Below are 14276 nucleotides of genomic sequence, written 5' to 3' on the forward strand. Positions count from 1 at the left end.
CTAGCTGGCGCGAGGAAACCCTCGAGGCTAGCTAGAACCAGCGCTCCAGCACACGAGCAACACCGTCATCATCATTGGTGGCGGTGATTTCGTCTGCAATCTCCTTGACGTTGTCAGCCGCATTGCCCATGGCCACACCCGTGCCCGCCCACGACAGCATCTCGATATCGTTCGGCATGTCACCGAAGCAGACCACATCTTTCGCGGTCGCTCCGACCAGTTCAGACACGTATTCCAGCCCGGCGCGCTTAGTCACGCCCGGCGCGGACACCTCCAACAGCCCGTCCGGCATGGAGTAGGTCACGTGCGCCAAGCTCGCGTCAATTGCGGGAGTGACCAGCTCATATAGCTGGGCACTGTTCACATCTGAGTTTCGCAGCAAGAGTTTCGTCGCGGGTTCTGACAACACGGCCTCTTCAGCAAGCTCACCGTGCTCATCCGATTCCCACGCATGGTCATAGGACGGCGCCACCACAAAAAGCTCATCGATGGCATCATTCGCCGACGTCCCAGCGCGCTCTGCCGCAATGCCGATTCCACCGATGGATCGCGCCGCTTCGCGCGCATGCTTGACGACGTATCGCAGCGTCTCCGGCTTCAGTGTGTTGGCGGCAACCACTTCATCACGGCCGGAGTCGTAAATCACGGCGCCATTGGCACACACGCACAACGGCTGAACCGGCAGCTGCTCGAGCACTGGTTGCAACCACCGAGCCGGCCTTCCCGTGGCCAGCACCAACGGGGTTCCGCGGCGTAGCATTCGCGTGACGGCCTGTCGCAGGCGGGGAGTTACCCGCTCCCGCGAGTCGATGAACGTCCCGTCAATATCCGAAGCTACGAGTAGTGGATGTAGTCTCTCGGTCACTTCGAACTACTTGCCGTCCTCACTGTTGTCATCTTCACCGTCATCGCAGAACCGGTCGTGCAACAACTGCAGCGTTGCGGCTACTCCCCCATGCTCGACCGTGTCGATTACCCAATCCGCGTTCTTCAGCAGGGACCAGTCCGCATCGGCCGTAACTACCGGCATGCCGACACGCTGTGTGGCTTCCTCAAAGTTCGAGCGACCGGCAAAAAGAATCGCGGTTTCTTCCTTGCGAGCCTGCTTGCGCAGCGTGCTAACCACCGCATTTGTGACGTCCAGCTTGCTGGCGCCCTCCGGGAGTTCCACGACCTGCAGGTCAACCGACTCCAAAGCCGATAGATTCGGCTTATCTCCCGGTTCGTGCAGAACAACGATTGTGGCTCCGGCATCGCCGAGCTGCTGCAAGGCCTTCATGGTTTCTTCGCTGATATTGCCCGCGTCGTCGGCAAGCGATGCGGGGTAATCGAAGATGAACGTCTCCGGCTGAGCGGTGATGAGCCTGTTCAAGCGCTGTGGAAGCTTGTCGCGAATCATCATCGACTGGCCGATAAGACGGTAAACGGTCTGCTGCGTCTGCTCGACACCGGAGGCGGAGGCTTTCTCTAGCTGCACGTACGCTTCGCGGAACGTCACGCGCATCGAATCCGTGGCCGTACGCACGGACTCCTTGCTCTCCTTAGCACCGGCGACGACATCATCAGCCATCTGTTCCACAGACTGACGGAACTGCGCCAACAAGGCGGTCGTCTGTTCCCTTCGGCGAGCAGACTCCGCGCTCATAGTTTGCGAGGCATCGAGGAACTGCTGCCTGGTCTGATCGCCGAACTCACGCGCACTATCGCCGAATTCACGTGCCGACTCGGCTAGCTTTTCCTTGAATGCGGCCAGATCACCACGCAAATGACGGATACGCTGACGCTCTTCTTCGACTTTCAGGTCCTCTGCCTGGGCCTCTTCGAAAGTCGGTGCGCCGCCGCCAAGGCGAGCCGGTACCCAGTAGGCGCCCTTCGGCAGGGGACCTTCTTCAGCTGCGTACTCGTCCCAGAGCTGACGGACACCCTGATCCATGATTTCGTGTAGCTTTTCGGTGGCTTCTGCCGGATCGCCCTCCGGGGTCCACGGCGGCAAAACCGTAATATGAATCGGAGTATTGCTGCGGCCGAGATGCTTGGGGTGCCCCTTCGTCCACACGCGCTGGGATCCCACAATCAGCACTGGGATGATGGGCTTGCCGGTGCGCTGCGCCATACGCACCGCACCGGACTTCAGATTCTTGACTTCAAAGCTGCGAGAGATAGTCGACTCCGGGAAGATGCCTACCAACTCGTCGTTTTCCAGCTTTGCGCAGGCCTCTTCGAAAGACTTGGAGCCGTCGGTGCGGTCGACCGGAATGTGTTTACAAGCACGCATGATTGGTCCTGCGATCGAATGGTCGAAGACTTCCTTCTTCGCCATAAAACGGACAAAACGGCGGTGCTTGCGGAATGGAAGACCGACATAGGTGAAGTCCATGTATCCGGTGTGGTTAGTAACGAGAACGGCGCCAGAGTCTTTCGGCACGTTTTCCCAGCCCTTAACGGTGAACTTCAAACCTTGGGCAAAGAAAACGGTGCGCGCCAATCCGATAATCGTTAAGTACACAGGATCCTTGAACATGGCCTTTACTCTACAATCTTTCGCACCCCTTAGCGGGGCAATATGTGCTGGTATCTGAGACCCATGAATAAATGTCGTTACAGGCCCAGATCTATGTGTAAAAACCAGGTACATCCCCCTTGCGCGTACTGCGCACCTGTCATACAGTCCCGGTACACCCCATAGTCGCTTTTACCACCCCCGTTATGGGGTGGGCTCCGCTGGCGGGCATTCATTCTAAAAGCAGTAAACCTCTATTAACATACCTATCTACCTGCGGAAAACCAGACAACATTTTGGGGCGGGTTTTCTTGGCTTTTTGACCCATTGTTTATATCTACGTAACCGTAAGTTACCGCTTACAAGTAAGCCGAGTTTTGGTAACCTGAGCCGTGAGCCGAGAAATTCTCTTCGACGAAAAATCAACGCCCCCACCGGGAAGGATTGGAAAATGTCGTCCTCTTCATCTCTCGCCCCATCTGCAGTTCTAAATAAGGAACAGCATGAAAAGACCTGGGAGAAATTCGGTACCGAGCAATACGACGTCGTCATTATCGGCGGCGGTTCTGTAGGCGCTGGCGCTGCGCTCGATGCCGCAACCCGTGGTTTGAAGACTGCGGTCATTGAAACTCGTGACTTCGCAGGCGGTACCTCCAGCCGCTCCTCCAAGATGTTCCACGGCGGTCTGCGCTACCTGCAGATGTTGGACTTCCGCCTGGTAGCTGAATCCCTGCGCGAGCGCGAACTGTCCATGTCGCACCTGGCACCGCACCTGGTTAAGCCACTGCGCTTCGTCTTCCCGCTGACCCACCGCGTGTGGGAGCGCCCGTTCATGGCATCGGGCTTCTTCCTTTACGACGTCATGGGTGGCGCCAAGCAGGTTCCGATGCAGAAGCACTACTCCCGCAAGGGGACCCTGAAGCAGGCTCCGGGACTGAAGGAAGATGCCGTGGTCGGCGGCGTTCGCTACTACGACACTCTGGTTGACGATGCCCGTCACACCATGACTGTCCTGCGCACCGCTGCTCACTTCGGCGCTGACGTCCGCACCTCCACTCAGGTTGTCGACTTCGTGAAGGAAGGCGAGCGCATCGTCGGCGCGAAGCTCCTTGACACCGACACCGGCGCCACCACCACCATCCGCGGCAGCGTTTTCGTCAATGCCACCGGTATTTGGTCCGATGAGATTGAGAAGCTGGCTGGCGTCACGGGCAAGTTCCGCGTCCACACCTCCAAGGGTGTCCACATTGTTATTCCGAAGTCCGCTCTTGAGGGCTCGGTGGCAATGACCTTCGTGACCGAGAAGTCCGTCCTGTTCGTGATTCCGTGGGGTGAGTACTGGATTATCGGTACCACCGACACCGACTGGACCATGAACCTGGCCAACCCGGCAGCTACCCGCGCTGACATCGACTACATCCTCGATCACGTCAACGCCAAGGTTCGCCGTCCAATTACTTACGACGACATCGTCGGTGTCTACTCGGGTCTGCGTCCACTGGTGGAAGGCGACTCCGACTCCACCACCAACCTCTCCCGCAACCACGCTGTTGCCCACGTTGCCCCGGGCATGGTTTCCGTCGCAGGCGGTAAGTACACCACCTACCGCGTCATCGGTGCTGACACCATCGACGCTGCAGTCCAGGACGTCCCACGCAAGGTACCGGAGTCCGTCACTGCAGATGTCCCGCTGCTCGGCGCTGACGGATACCACGCACTGAACAACCAGAAGCCAGCACTGGCCAAGCAGTTCGGTATCACCGAGAAGCAGGTCGAGCACCTGCTCAACCGTTACGGCTCCCTCATCTACGAGGTTCTGGCTCCGACAGCCGAGGACAAGTCCCTTCTCGAGCCACTGGAGGCTGCTGAGCAGTACATGCGCGCTGAGGTTCTCTACGCAGTGACTCACGAAGGCGCAATGCACCTCGACGACATCCTGGAGCGCCGCCTGCGTGTCTCCATGGAGTACGCACACCGCGGTGTCGACAGCGCCCGGGCCACCGCTGAACTGGTTGCCCCAGCTCTGGGTTGGGACAAGGACACGATGGAGAAGGAGATTAAGGTCTTCATCGAGCGTGTCGAAGCAACCCTGGCAGCTGAACGTGAGCTGACTGACAAGGCCGCTAACGAGATTGCTGCTCATGCAGTGGAAACTCGCGCGGATGTCGACGTCAGCCTCGACCGCTAGTTCGCCCCTCCCCTCCGCCGGTGGCCGTACGAGTTAGTGCTCAAATGGCCACCAACGCTGTAGCCACAACGAAATAGGTTTCCCTCTTGGGAAAACGGCTTCGCACTTCAAGGGACTGATGGGGTCGAAATAAAAGTGCCGGCGAAAAATCCGTTCTCGCCGGCATTTCTTATACCCAAAGAATTTACGTTGCAAGATTCATCGTGACCTCGCCCGGTCACGACTCACAGAGAGTTTCTACATCTCATGGAGACAATCACAGGATCCCAGGCATTCCTCTGGGAGTTTTTCGGAACCGCCATTCTAATCCTCCTCGGTAACGGAGTCTGTGCTTCTATCAACCTCCGGACAACCCGCGCTGCAAATGCAGGCTGGTTGGGCATTGCCTTCGGCTGGGGTATGGCTGTTTTCGCTGGTGCATCTATTGCCGACGTATCCGGTGGGCACTTGAACCCTGCGGTAACCGTTGCCCTGGCCATCAAGGGCAGCCTGGGATGGGACCTGGTTCCGTACTATGTTGCAGGTCAGCTGTTGGGCGCATTCGTAGGTGCAATCCTGGCTTGGGCCGCTTTGAAGCAGCTGTTCGACGCCAATGGTGTCGACGAAAACGGCAACCCAACCAATGCGAATGCCGAAACTGGCGGCAACTTCTTCACCGCGCCGGTTCACCCAAATAACTTTTGGAATGCCGTCACCGAGTTCATCGCGACGTTCGTTCTGCTCGCATTCATCCTGTTCGGCCCAGCCGGCGGCGAGCTTGGTCCGCTGACCTACTTCGGTGTCTCGTTCATCATTGTGTCGATTGGACTTTCCCTTGGTTCCCCGACCGGATACGCCATCAACCCTGTCCGTGACCTCGGCCCCCGTTTGGCCTACGCTTTCGTGCTCCCGATTAAGGGCAAGGGCGATGCGAACTGGGCATACGCATGGGTTCCGATTGTCGCACCGATGCTGGCAGCCGTGGCTGCAGGCGCTCTTGCCTTTGCCATCGGATAACGGGAATATGAGAGTTATCGCACAATAAAATATCGCAAGCCTGAACACTCACATTCACACACAATTTCTCTAGGAGTATCCCCATGATGCACAGCAAATACGTCCTCGCTATTGACCAGGGAACTACTTCCACCCGCTGCATCATCTTCAACCATGACGCAGAGATCGTCACTGTTGCGCAGATGGAACACAAGCAGATTTTCCCGGAAGAGGGCTGGGTCGAGCACGACGCCCAGGAGATTTGGGCCAACACCCGTCGAGTAGTCAGCGAAGCTCTCGCCGATGTCGACCTGCCTTCTGAGGATGTTGAAGCAATTGGCATCACCAACCAGCGTGAAACCACTGTCGTCTGGGACAAGAACACTGGTGAACCGGTTTACAACGCCATCGTCTGGCAGGACACCCGCACGAATGAGATCTGCAAGGAACTCATGGGGGATGAAGGCGCTGACCGCTGGCGTGAGACCACGGGCCTACGTATCAACTCCTACCCAGCCGGCCCGAAGGTGCGCTGGATTCTCGACAACGTCGAGGGAGCTCGCGAAAAGGCTGAGGCTGGCGACCTGCTCTTCGGCACCATCGATACTTGGCTGCTGTGGAATCTCACCGGTGGCGCAGAGGGCGACAACGGCGAAGATGCAGTTCACGCAACCGACGTCACCAACGCCTCCCGTACTCTCCTGATGGACCTCAAGACCCTCGAGTGGGATGAGGACATTTGCCGTGAAATTGGCATTCCGATGTCGATGCTGCCTGACATCCGACCGTCGGTAGGCGACTTCGGCCATATCCGTGCCCGTGGCTCTCTTGCAGGGCGACCGGTTACTGGCATCCTCGGCGACCAGCAGGCCGCCATGTTCGGCCAGGGCTGCTTCGGCGAGGGCGACACCAAGAACACCTACGGCACTGGGCTGTTCATGCTAATGAATACTGGCGAGAAGCCGAAGTGGTCTGACCACGGACTCATCTCCACCGTCTGCTACCAGGTCGAGGGAGAGAAGCCGGTCTACGCTCTCGAGGGCTCCGTCTCCATGGGCGGTGCACTTGTTCAGTGGCTGCGTGACGAGCTGCAGATGATTCCGAATGCGGCATCCATTGAGAACAAGGCAAAGAGCGTCAAGGATAACGGCGGCGTGTACATCGTGCCGGCCTTCTCCGGTCTTTTTGCACCTCGTTGGCAGCCGGACGCTCGTGGCGTCATCGTCGGTTTGACCCGTTTCGTCAACCGACACCACATTGCCCGTGCTGTGCTGGAGGCTGCTGCGTACCAGACCCGCGAGGTCCTCGACGCCATGGTCGCAGAATCCGACACGGACATCACAACGCTGAGCGTTGATGGTGGCATGACCATGAACGAGTTCCTCATGCAGTTCCAGTCCGACATCCTGAATGTCGCTGTCACACGCCCGAACAACATTGAAACCACGGCTCTTGGTGCGGCATACGCTGCGGGCCTTGGCATTGGCTTCTGGTCGAACCTGGATGAGGTCAAGGCTCACATCACGATTGACAAGAAGTGGCATCCGAAGATGGAGGCCGAAGAGCGCGATCGCCTGTTCCACCAGTGGAACCGTGCCGTTGAACGCACCTACGGTTGGATCGAGGATACGGATGCTGAGGAGGCACCGAAGCCTGAATAAGTCCTCGTAAGAGCCGAAAAATAGCCCGGAAAACCTATTCGGTTTTCCGGGCTATTTTTATTATAAATTCAGGGCTTGTTTGTTATAATAAAATTATTATAACTATCATCCACTCCTCGATTGAAAACAGAAAAGAGCAATCATGCGTCGCGCATCAATTTTCACTGCGAGTGTGACCACCGCCCTGACTTTGGCCCTGGCCACCCCGGCAGCATCAGCAGCCCCAACGGACTTCATCAAGAACCCGCTGGAACCAACTCCCGACCCGCAGTCCACTGCAATGGTCGAGCTGCCCACCACCCCGGCACCAACCACTACGGTTGACGGACGCCACGTTACGGTCACCGACGGCTACATGACCTCACAGGATGGCAAGGGCACCCAGATTTACTGGAAGTCCAACACCATCCCGAATGCCAAAGCCACTGTCGTCGTCGTGCATGGCGCTGCAGAACACCTGGGTCGCTACGAGTGGGTAACCGGCAAGCTGCTGAACGCCGGCTACAACGTTTACCGCATTGACCACCGTGGGCACGGCCACTCGGGCCAGGTCGAAGGAACCCCAGTTGCCCGTGGTCATATTGATGATTTCCACTCGCTTGTCGATGACCTGCACATGCTCGTCGAAAAGGCCAAGGCGGATCACCCGAGCACGAAGACCTTCCTGCTCGGCCACTCCATGGGCGGCCTTGCCGTGGACTTCCACGGCATCAAGTACCCGGGCAGTGTCGATGGCATTGTCGCCAACGGTGGTGGCGCTCTTTTCAACCCCTACGGTGGCACGGACGAGGGCGAAACCATCACCCCAGAGGCCATGACCGATGTCCAGCGCGAGGCGCAGCCGACGATTTACCAGCGCCTGCCATTCCAGGACATGACCACATTCAACACTCGCATGCTCAAGGAAGTGCCGCACCGCACCGAGATGCGCGTGCCATCACTACCCGGCAGCGACTTGATTCAGCTTGGCAACCCGCTGGGTTCGAAGACCTCTTCTTCGCAGGCAGTGCGTGATGAGTACGAAACTGATCCGTACAACAACTCCAAGCTCTCGCTCGGCATGGCTCAGCAGATGGCTTTTGCCGCCACCTACAACGGCACCAACTCCGTCGACTTTGTTGAGCCGACCCTGGTCATGATGGGTGGCCAGGATGAGATTGTGCCGCCGTTCTTCTCGCGCGACTGGTACAACGGCATCTCGTCCACCGACAAGCAGCTGATCGAGTTTGAAGGCCAGTTCCACGAGACCTTCAACGAGCCGGCACAGCACGAGGCCATTGCGACGGCTATTGCCTGGCTTGATGCACGTATCTAATTGAACGCTAAAAAAGAACCGAGCCACTCCCTAGCAGTTACGAGCTCTTCATAGAGCTAACCCGGTGGAATGAGGGGCGATTGCCTTCTGGCAATTGCCCCTCATTTTCTTTGCCCTGCCCTCTCCGCGCCGTATAAAGCATCCAGTACTTGGCAATACAAACTACTGTGCGTATAGTTGGTATTACAAGGTACTAGGTATGAAGAGCATTCTGCCCGGGCAGATTCCTCCATACCGCCGGAAAGAAAGCACAACGCTATGCCCAAACGTCCACAGACACAACTGAAGAAAGGGGTACTTGAGCTCGCCATTCTCAAGCTGATTTCTCGCGAAGAGCTCTATGGCGCGGCACTCGTCGCAAAGCTCAACGTCTACCCCCACCTCAGCGCGCCTGCGGGAACCGTCTACCCCCTGCTCTCGAGGCTGACCACCAACGGCTTGATCAGCAATCGCTGGGAGGAATCCCCCAAGGGGCCGCCGCGCAAGTACTACTCACTGACTGATAAAGGAAAGCAAACACTCACGCAGCTACATCAGGACTTCATCAACCTATCCGCCGACATGACCGCACTATTTTCCGAGGAGCCCCAATGAACACCTACCTCACCGCCATTGACCACAAACTGCGCGAAATCGGCATATCGCACGCACAACGCAAGGCGATCATCGCCGAGCAGGAGAGTCTTCTGCAAGAGCTTAACGACGTCCACGCGGACCTGACCGAAGAGCTGGGAACGGCGACCGACTACGCAAATTGCGTAGCCGAACAGGTTGGTGAACCAAGCACCTTGCGCAGGTACCTCTCCAAACCGCTTCGGGTATTTACCAAAAGCGGTCGCGCTTCCCTGTGGAACATGGACGACCCGCGGATCCTCCAGCCTCACCTGTTGGGTTTTGGCTGGTCTATCAATTGGGCTGCAGTAGCGACCAAGCTGGGGATTGTCCGACCGGACGATATTGACGGTGAGGTTATCTCTGAAATTCCAGATCGCGCAATGCAGGCGACCGCTTTCCTCCCCGCAGCCGTGACGGTTGCGCACGGAGTCGCACTGGCTATGTCCTGGAAGCAGTTGCCTGCAGAAGTCCACACAAAATGGAAGCTAAACGGCGAGGCAGTTCAGAAGACAGCACCGAAGGAAACTCTGCTTCTTCCCTTCGTGGTTTCTACGGCCGGGGCTGGACTTTCAGCTGTTTCGCTGCTCAAGACAGATGACCGCGAAGATACTCTGCGCGTTGCGTCTCTAGGCGCGCTCGCAAGCACAATTGCGCCATCTCAGCTGATCGGCGTCCTCTCGGAAGAAAACTCCAAGACCAATCCGGCATTAGTCCAAGCTGGTGTTGCCGTGGCATCGGTCGCGGCTTCGGCCGCATGCCTTGCCCTACCTCTCTTCGCCGGGCTGAAGGCTACGTGGAAGAAAGCTGGGGTGGCTTAGATCATGCCGTCGTATGTAATCATTATCGCCGCAATTGTCCAGCTAGTACTGCTGACACTTTCTTTGGTTGTATTGGCCCGCACCCCCGCAAAACGTATCCGCTACTTTCCCAAAACTGCATGGGTGGTCATCGTCATAGTCGTGAACTTCATTGGACCAATTATTTTTCTGACCACTGGGTTCAGCCGCACAGAAACAGTTGACTACCACGAAGAATCACAGGAATCTGCAACTGACATCGTTAACAAAATCTATGCCAACGACTCATCGCACAGCTCAAGGCAGGAATAATGACCGTGCTCGAAGTCACTGACCTACATAAATCCTTTGGTTCAAAGACTGTGCTCGATGGAGTTTCACTCGCACTCGAGCCCGGCGAAATCTATGGTTTTCTCGGACGCAATGGCTCTGGAAAAACTACCGCAATCAGGGCAATTTTAGGACTGACCAGCATCGACTCTGGCGAACTAAAAACTACCGCCAAGCGTGTCGGTTTCCTCCCTGACGTTCCCAGTTACTATCCGTGGATGCGAGCTGACGAATTCCTTAAGTACTGCGGACGCCTCTGCGGACTCCGCGGCGCTGTGCTCGATAACCGAGTTGAGTTACTGCTCAGCCTCGCGAAACTCACAGGACAGTCCCAAAGAGTTATGGATTTTTCTCGAGGAATGCGTCAACGCTTGGGAATTGCACAAGCGCTTATCGACGCTCCCGAGCTACTCATCCTCGATGAACCAACATCGGCACTCGATCCGATTGGGCGATACGACGTTCTCTCTATGATTAAAGCCCTCCGCGGCCAGGCCACAGTGCTTTTTTCCACACATTTACTTAATGATGCGGAGAAGATTTGTGACCGCGTTGGCATTTTGCACGACGGAAAAATCGTCGCAGAGGGGCCTCTGAACCACCTGCTCACCCCCACAAGCGAGAGACTGCATCTAGTGGTTTCCCCAGGCCCACAAGACAAACCTTCAACCTCATCAAGGCTGCAGTCAGCAATCAACCATTCCGGTTGGGTCGTCGAAAGCTCTCAGCCAGAGCACCGCAGCCTCGAAGAAGTATTCATTGCGACTACCGGAAGAGAATAATGACACCTCAAACTACCACCGCACCGTGTAGGACCACTGCATCGCGGACTCATACAGAGGCAGTCTTCCCAGCTTTGTTACGCAAAGATGCAGAAGAGATTTTGCGCACATGGCGACTCCCATTACTAGCTACCGCGGCATTGCTCCTCGCCGTTTCGGGGCCTTTCATTGCCCACTATTTAAAGGAGATTGTCCAGACATTAGGCGGGGCTGAACTCGCTGCCATCGCTGACACCTTACCTAAACCGACGTACAGCACTGCTCATGCTCAATGGATTAAAGATCTCAACCAGGTGTTCCTCCTGGTTGTAGCTATAGTTTCTGGCTCATGTGCAGCAAGCGAGCTCAGCGATGGCTCGTACTTATTTAGTCTGACCCGTCATGTGCCGCGATGGAAATTCATGGTCTCCAAAATTCTTTGCGCGCTGCTTATTCCGGCAACCACAATCGTCATCGCCACAATACTCAACGTTGCCATCACGTTCGCAATCTACGGGGACGTCCAAATTCTGCAAATCTTCTATGCGCTACTTACGTGGTTCGTCGTAATGGCACTTGTCGTGGCTGCCGCATTTCTCGTAGGTGTAGCGTCGTTTTCTCAGGTGGGCGCAGCTGGCGCAGCCGTCGGCACGGGAATGCTCTTACAAGTCTTAAGTACTTGGGCTCCTGCAGATTCATGGAATCCAGCGGGAATCCTGAAACAAGCCGATGCGGTTCTCGCGGGACAAAGTGTTGCTCCGCAGCCGGTGATCACTGGATTATCCATCGCCGTTGTACTTTTCGGCATTGCAATTGCAGTACTGCAGCACAAAGAGCTATAAGTCAACGGCTTTAGCTGAAGGAAATCCGCTTAGACTCTCTCGCGAATTTTCTCCATGCACATAGAAAACTGGTCTTGACGTGGACAAAACGACCGTCTCGTAGCTCACCGACCCGACCACAACCAGAAACTGATTAAGTTTATGACAGATTCGAACCAAAAATTGGCCGAAAAGTGTCATAAACTTAGGCACTTTCTCTGCAGAACGAGCCCGACCCCACGCCGACCCCATGCCAGCCCCGGCCAACAACCGAGCAACCAGCCCCGAGCCGCGGAACCCGCAGCCCAGGCCCCGAAAACCTACTTAACCGGCTCGAGAACTTCCTTGCCCATCATGAACGGACGCAGCGCCTCCGGAATCACCACAGAACCATCGGCCTGCTGGTGGTTTTCCAGAATGGCGACCAGCCAACGCGTCGTGGCCAGCGTGCCATTTAGGGTGGCGCAGTACTGAGACTTGCCATCGGCATCGCGGTAGCGGGTCTTCAAACGACGAGCCTGGAAAGTCGTGCAGTTCGAAGTCGAGGTCAACTCGCGGTAGGTGTTCTGCGTCGGCACCCATGCCTCGGTATCGAACTTGCGGGCAGCCGATGCACCCAGGTCACCACCAGCAACATCGATGATGCGGTACGGAACATCGACCGCGGCCAGCATCTCGCGCTCCATGTTCAGCAGCTTCTGGTGCTCTGCCTCCGCCTGCTCCGGCGGACAGTAGGAGAACATCTCCAGCTTGTCGAACTGGTGTACGCGCAGGATACCGCGGGTGTCCTTGCCGTAAGAGCCCGCTTCACGACGGAAACAGGAAGACCAACCAGCGTAGCGACGCGGCCCCTCCGACAGGTCAATAATCTCGTTGGAGTGGTAGCCGGCCAGCGCGACTTCCGAGGTACCGACCAGGTAGAGGTCATCTTCCTGCAGGTAGTAGATCTCATCGGAGTGCGCACCGAGGAAGCCAGTACCCGACATGGTCTCCGGACGAACCAGCACCGGCGGCACCATCAGCTGGAAGCCATTCTGAGTTGCCTTCTGAGCAGCCAGGTTCATCATGGCCAACTGCAGCATGGCACCGTAACCGGTCAGGAAGTAGAAGCGGGAACCGGAGACCTTGACGCCACGCTCCATATCAATAAGACCCAGCGACTCACCGAGGTCCAGGTGATCTTTGGGCTCAAAGTCGAACTGTGGAATCTCACCGATTTCCTCCAGCACGACAAAGTCATCTTCGCCGCCGGCGGGCGCACCCGTAACGATGTTGCCAATCAGGTACTGCAGGCGCTCGACCTCAGCCTCGGCTTCCTTCTGCTCCGCTTCGGCTGCCTTCACGGCGTCGGAAAGCTCCTTGGCCTTCTCCAGCATGGCCGGGCGCTCTTCCTTCGACGCCTGACCAATCTTCTTGCCGAAGCCCTTCTGCTCTGAACGCAGCGCGTCGGTGGAGGCAATAACCTCACGGCGCTTAGCGTCAGCTTCCAGCAGCTGATCGACCAATGCCGGGTCCTCACCACGGGTGCGCTGGGACTCGCGGGCTACTTCAGGGTTTTCGCGGAGAAATTTGAGATCAATCACGTCCCCTAGAGTACCTGGTTTACGTCGGCAAGCAGGCACAAGGCTTGCTAGAGTGCCGCTTCCGCTCCTGAGGCGACCAGCAGCGCGCCGAGGACGAGGAAGATCACGCCGGCGACAGTGTCAATCCACGGCCCTGCCAGCACCATTCGCTTGACGACGGCATCCGTCGACACCACGATTGCGATAAATAGGAAGAAAGCGATTTGGGAGACGATTAGCACCAACGTACAAAGCACAAGCGTCCCCACGGATGCGCCTGCGGGAATGAACTGTGAAAGCACTGCCGCGAGGAAGAGAACAATCTTCGGGTTCGACATGTTGGTGAAAAAACCCTGGCGGAACGTCGCCTTCGGTGACCGGAGCGCCTCACTTCCCAAGGCTGGTGCGGCACCGGCGCGCAGTTCGCGGAGGGTATTGATGCCTGCCTTGGCCATACTGATACCCATGTAAATGAGATAACAGCCACCAACGAGCTGGATTACGCCCATCAGCAAAGGATTGGCGGTGATGACAGCTGCGAACCCAAACACTGTGAGGGTCATCCAGATCGTGGCACCAGTACTGATACCCGCAACCGCTGCGATGGCATGCTTTCGGGATTTGGTGGCAAGGCGCAGGATTAAGAAGACGTCAGGCCCTGGTGAGGCCATACCAATAATGTGGACGCCCAGCAGGCTGAGTAGTGCAGTCCAGGTCAAGACTCGGGTCCTCGGGTAGCGAACAAATACCG

13 protein-coding genes are annotated in these 14276 nt (G+C 57.0%); 9 read left to right on the forward strand and 4 right to left on the reverse strand.

The window, feature by feature from the left end:
* Positions 1–31 precede the first annotated feature (31 nt).
* Positions 32–865 carry a Cof-type HAD-IIB family hydrolase gene (locus tag HMPREF1206_RS01560; protein ID WP_016421653.1) on the reverse strand — a complete coding sequence of 278 codons (834 nt, stop codon included), beginning with the start codon at positions 863–865 and terminating at the stop codon, positions 32–34.
* Positions 866–871: 6 nt separating this feature from the next.
* Complete coding sequence (locus HMPREF1206_RS01565; protein ID WP_016421654.1) at positions 872–2521, reverse strand: 1-acyl-sn-glycerol-3-phosphate acyltransferase; 1650 nt, start codon at positions 2519–2521, stop codon at positions 872–874.
* 430 nt (positions 2522–2951) lie between these two features.
* Between HMPREF1206_RS01565 and HMPREF1206_RS01570 the strand changes: the two genes are divergently transcribed.
* The 9 genes from HMPREF1206_RS01570 (at position 2952) to HMPREF1206_RS01610 (ending at position 11984) form a co-directional block, all read left to right on the forward strand.
* Complete coding sequence (locus HMPREF1206_RS01570; protein WP_016421655.1) at positions 2952–4688, forward strand: glycerol-3-phosphate dehydrogenase/oxidase; 1737 nt, start codon at positions 2952–2954, stop codon at positions 4686–4688.
* A 246-nt stretch (positions 4689–4934) separates the two neighbouring features.
* A complete protein-coding gene (locus HMPREF1206_RS01575) occupies positions 4935–5684 on the forward strand; it encodes an MIP/aquaporin family protein (protein ID WP_016421656.1) in 750 nt (249 codons plus the stop codon).
* Between the two features lie 83 nt (positions 5685–5767).
* The gene (gene glpK, locus HMPREF1206_RS01580; protein WP_016421657.1) at positions 5768–7324 is read left to right on the forward strand and encodes a glycerol kinase GlpK; all 1557 of its coding nucleotides are present in this window, start codon (positions 5768–5770) and stop codon (positions 7322–7324) included.
* A 142-nt stretch (positions 7325–7466) separates the two neighbouring features.
* Positions 7467–8639, forward strand: coding sequence for an alpha/beta hydrolase (locus tag HMPREF1206_RS01585; protein WP_016421658.1), 1173 nt, complete (start codon positions 7467–7469; stop codon positions 8637–8639).
* A 258-nt stretch (positions 8640–8897) separates the two neighbouring features.
* Positions 8898–9233, forward strand: a complete 336-nt coding sequence (locus tag HMPREF1206_RS01590) for a PadR family transcriptional regulator (protein ID WP_016421659.1) — start codon at positions 8898–8900, stop codon at positions 9231–9233.
* Positions 9230–10072, forward strand: a complete 843-nt coding sequence (locus HMPREF1206_RS01595; protein WP_016421660.1) for a hypothetical protein — start codon at positions 9230–9232, stop codon at positions 10070–10072. Before HMPREF1206_RS01590 ends, HMPREF1206_RS01595 begins: the two co-directional genes overlap by 4 nt.
* A 3-nt stretch (positions 10073–10075) precedes the next feature.
* Positions 10076–10363, forward strand: a complete 288-nt coding sequence (locus HMPREF1206_RS01600; protein ID WP_016421661.1) for a PLDc N-terminal domain-containing protein — start codon at positions 10076–10078, stop codon at positions 10361–10363.
* Positions 10363–11163, forward strand: a complete 801-nt coding sequence (locus tag HMPREF1206_RS01605; protein WP_052317790.1) for an ABC transporter ATP-binding protein — start codon at positions 10363–10365, stop codon at positions 11161–11163. The genes HMPREF1206_RS01600 and HMPREF1206_RS01605 overlap by 1 nt, the downstream gene beginning before the upstream one ends.
* Before the next feature lie 74 nt (positions 11164–11237).
* Positions 11238–11984: an ABC transporter permease subunit gene (locus tag HMPREF1206_RS01610; RefSeq protein WP_049193142.1), complete on the forward strand. Its 747-nt coding sequence runs from the start codon at positions 11238–11240 to the stop codon at positions 11982–11984.
* A gap of 299 nt (positions 11985–12283) precedes the next feature.
* Here the strand turns inward: HMPREF1206_RS01610 and serS are convergent, their stop codons facing one another.
* Entirely contained in the window at positions 12284–13546 is a 1263-nt protein-coding gene (gene serS, locus HMPREF1206_RS01615) for a serine--tRNA ligase (RefSeq protein WP_016421664.1), read from the reverse strand.
* Between the two features lie 47 nt (positions 13547–13593).
* Positions 13594–14244 carry a LysE family translocator gene (locus HMPREF1206_RS01620; protein WP_016421665.1) on the reverse strand — a complete coding sequence of 217 codons (651 nt, stop codon included), beginning with the start codon at positions 14242–14244 and terminating at the stop codon, positions 13594–13596.
* Between the last annotated feature and the right edge of the window lie 32 nt (positions 14245–14276).

Source organism: Corynebacterium sp. HFH0082 (genome assembly GCF_000411235.1).
Taxonomy (GTDB): Bacteria; Actinomycetota; Actinomycetes; order Mycobacteriales; family Mycobacteriaceae; genus Corynebacterium; species Corynebacterium jeikeium_D.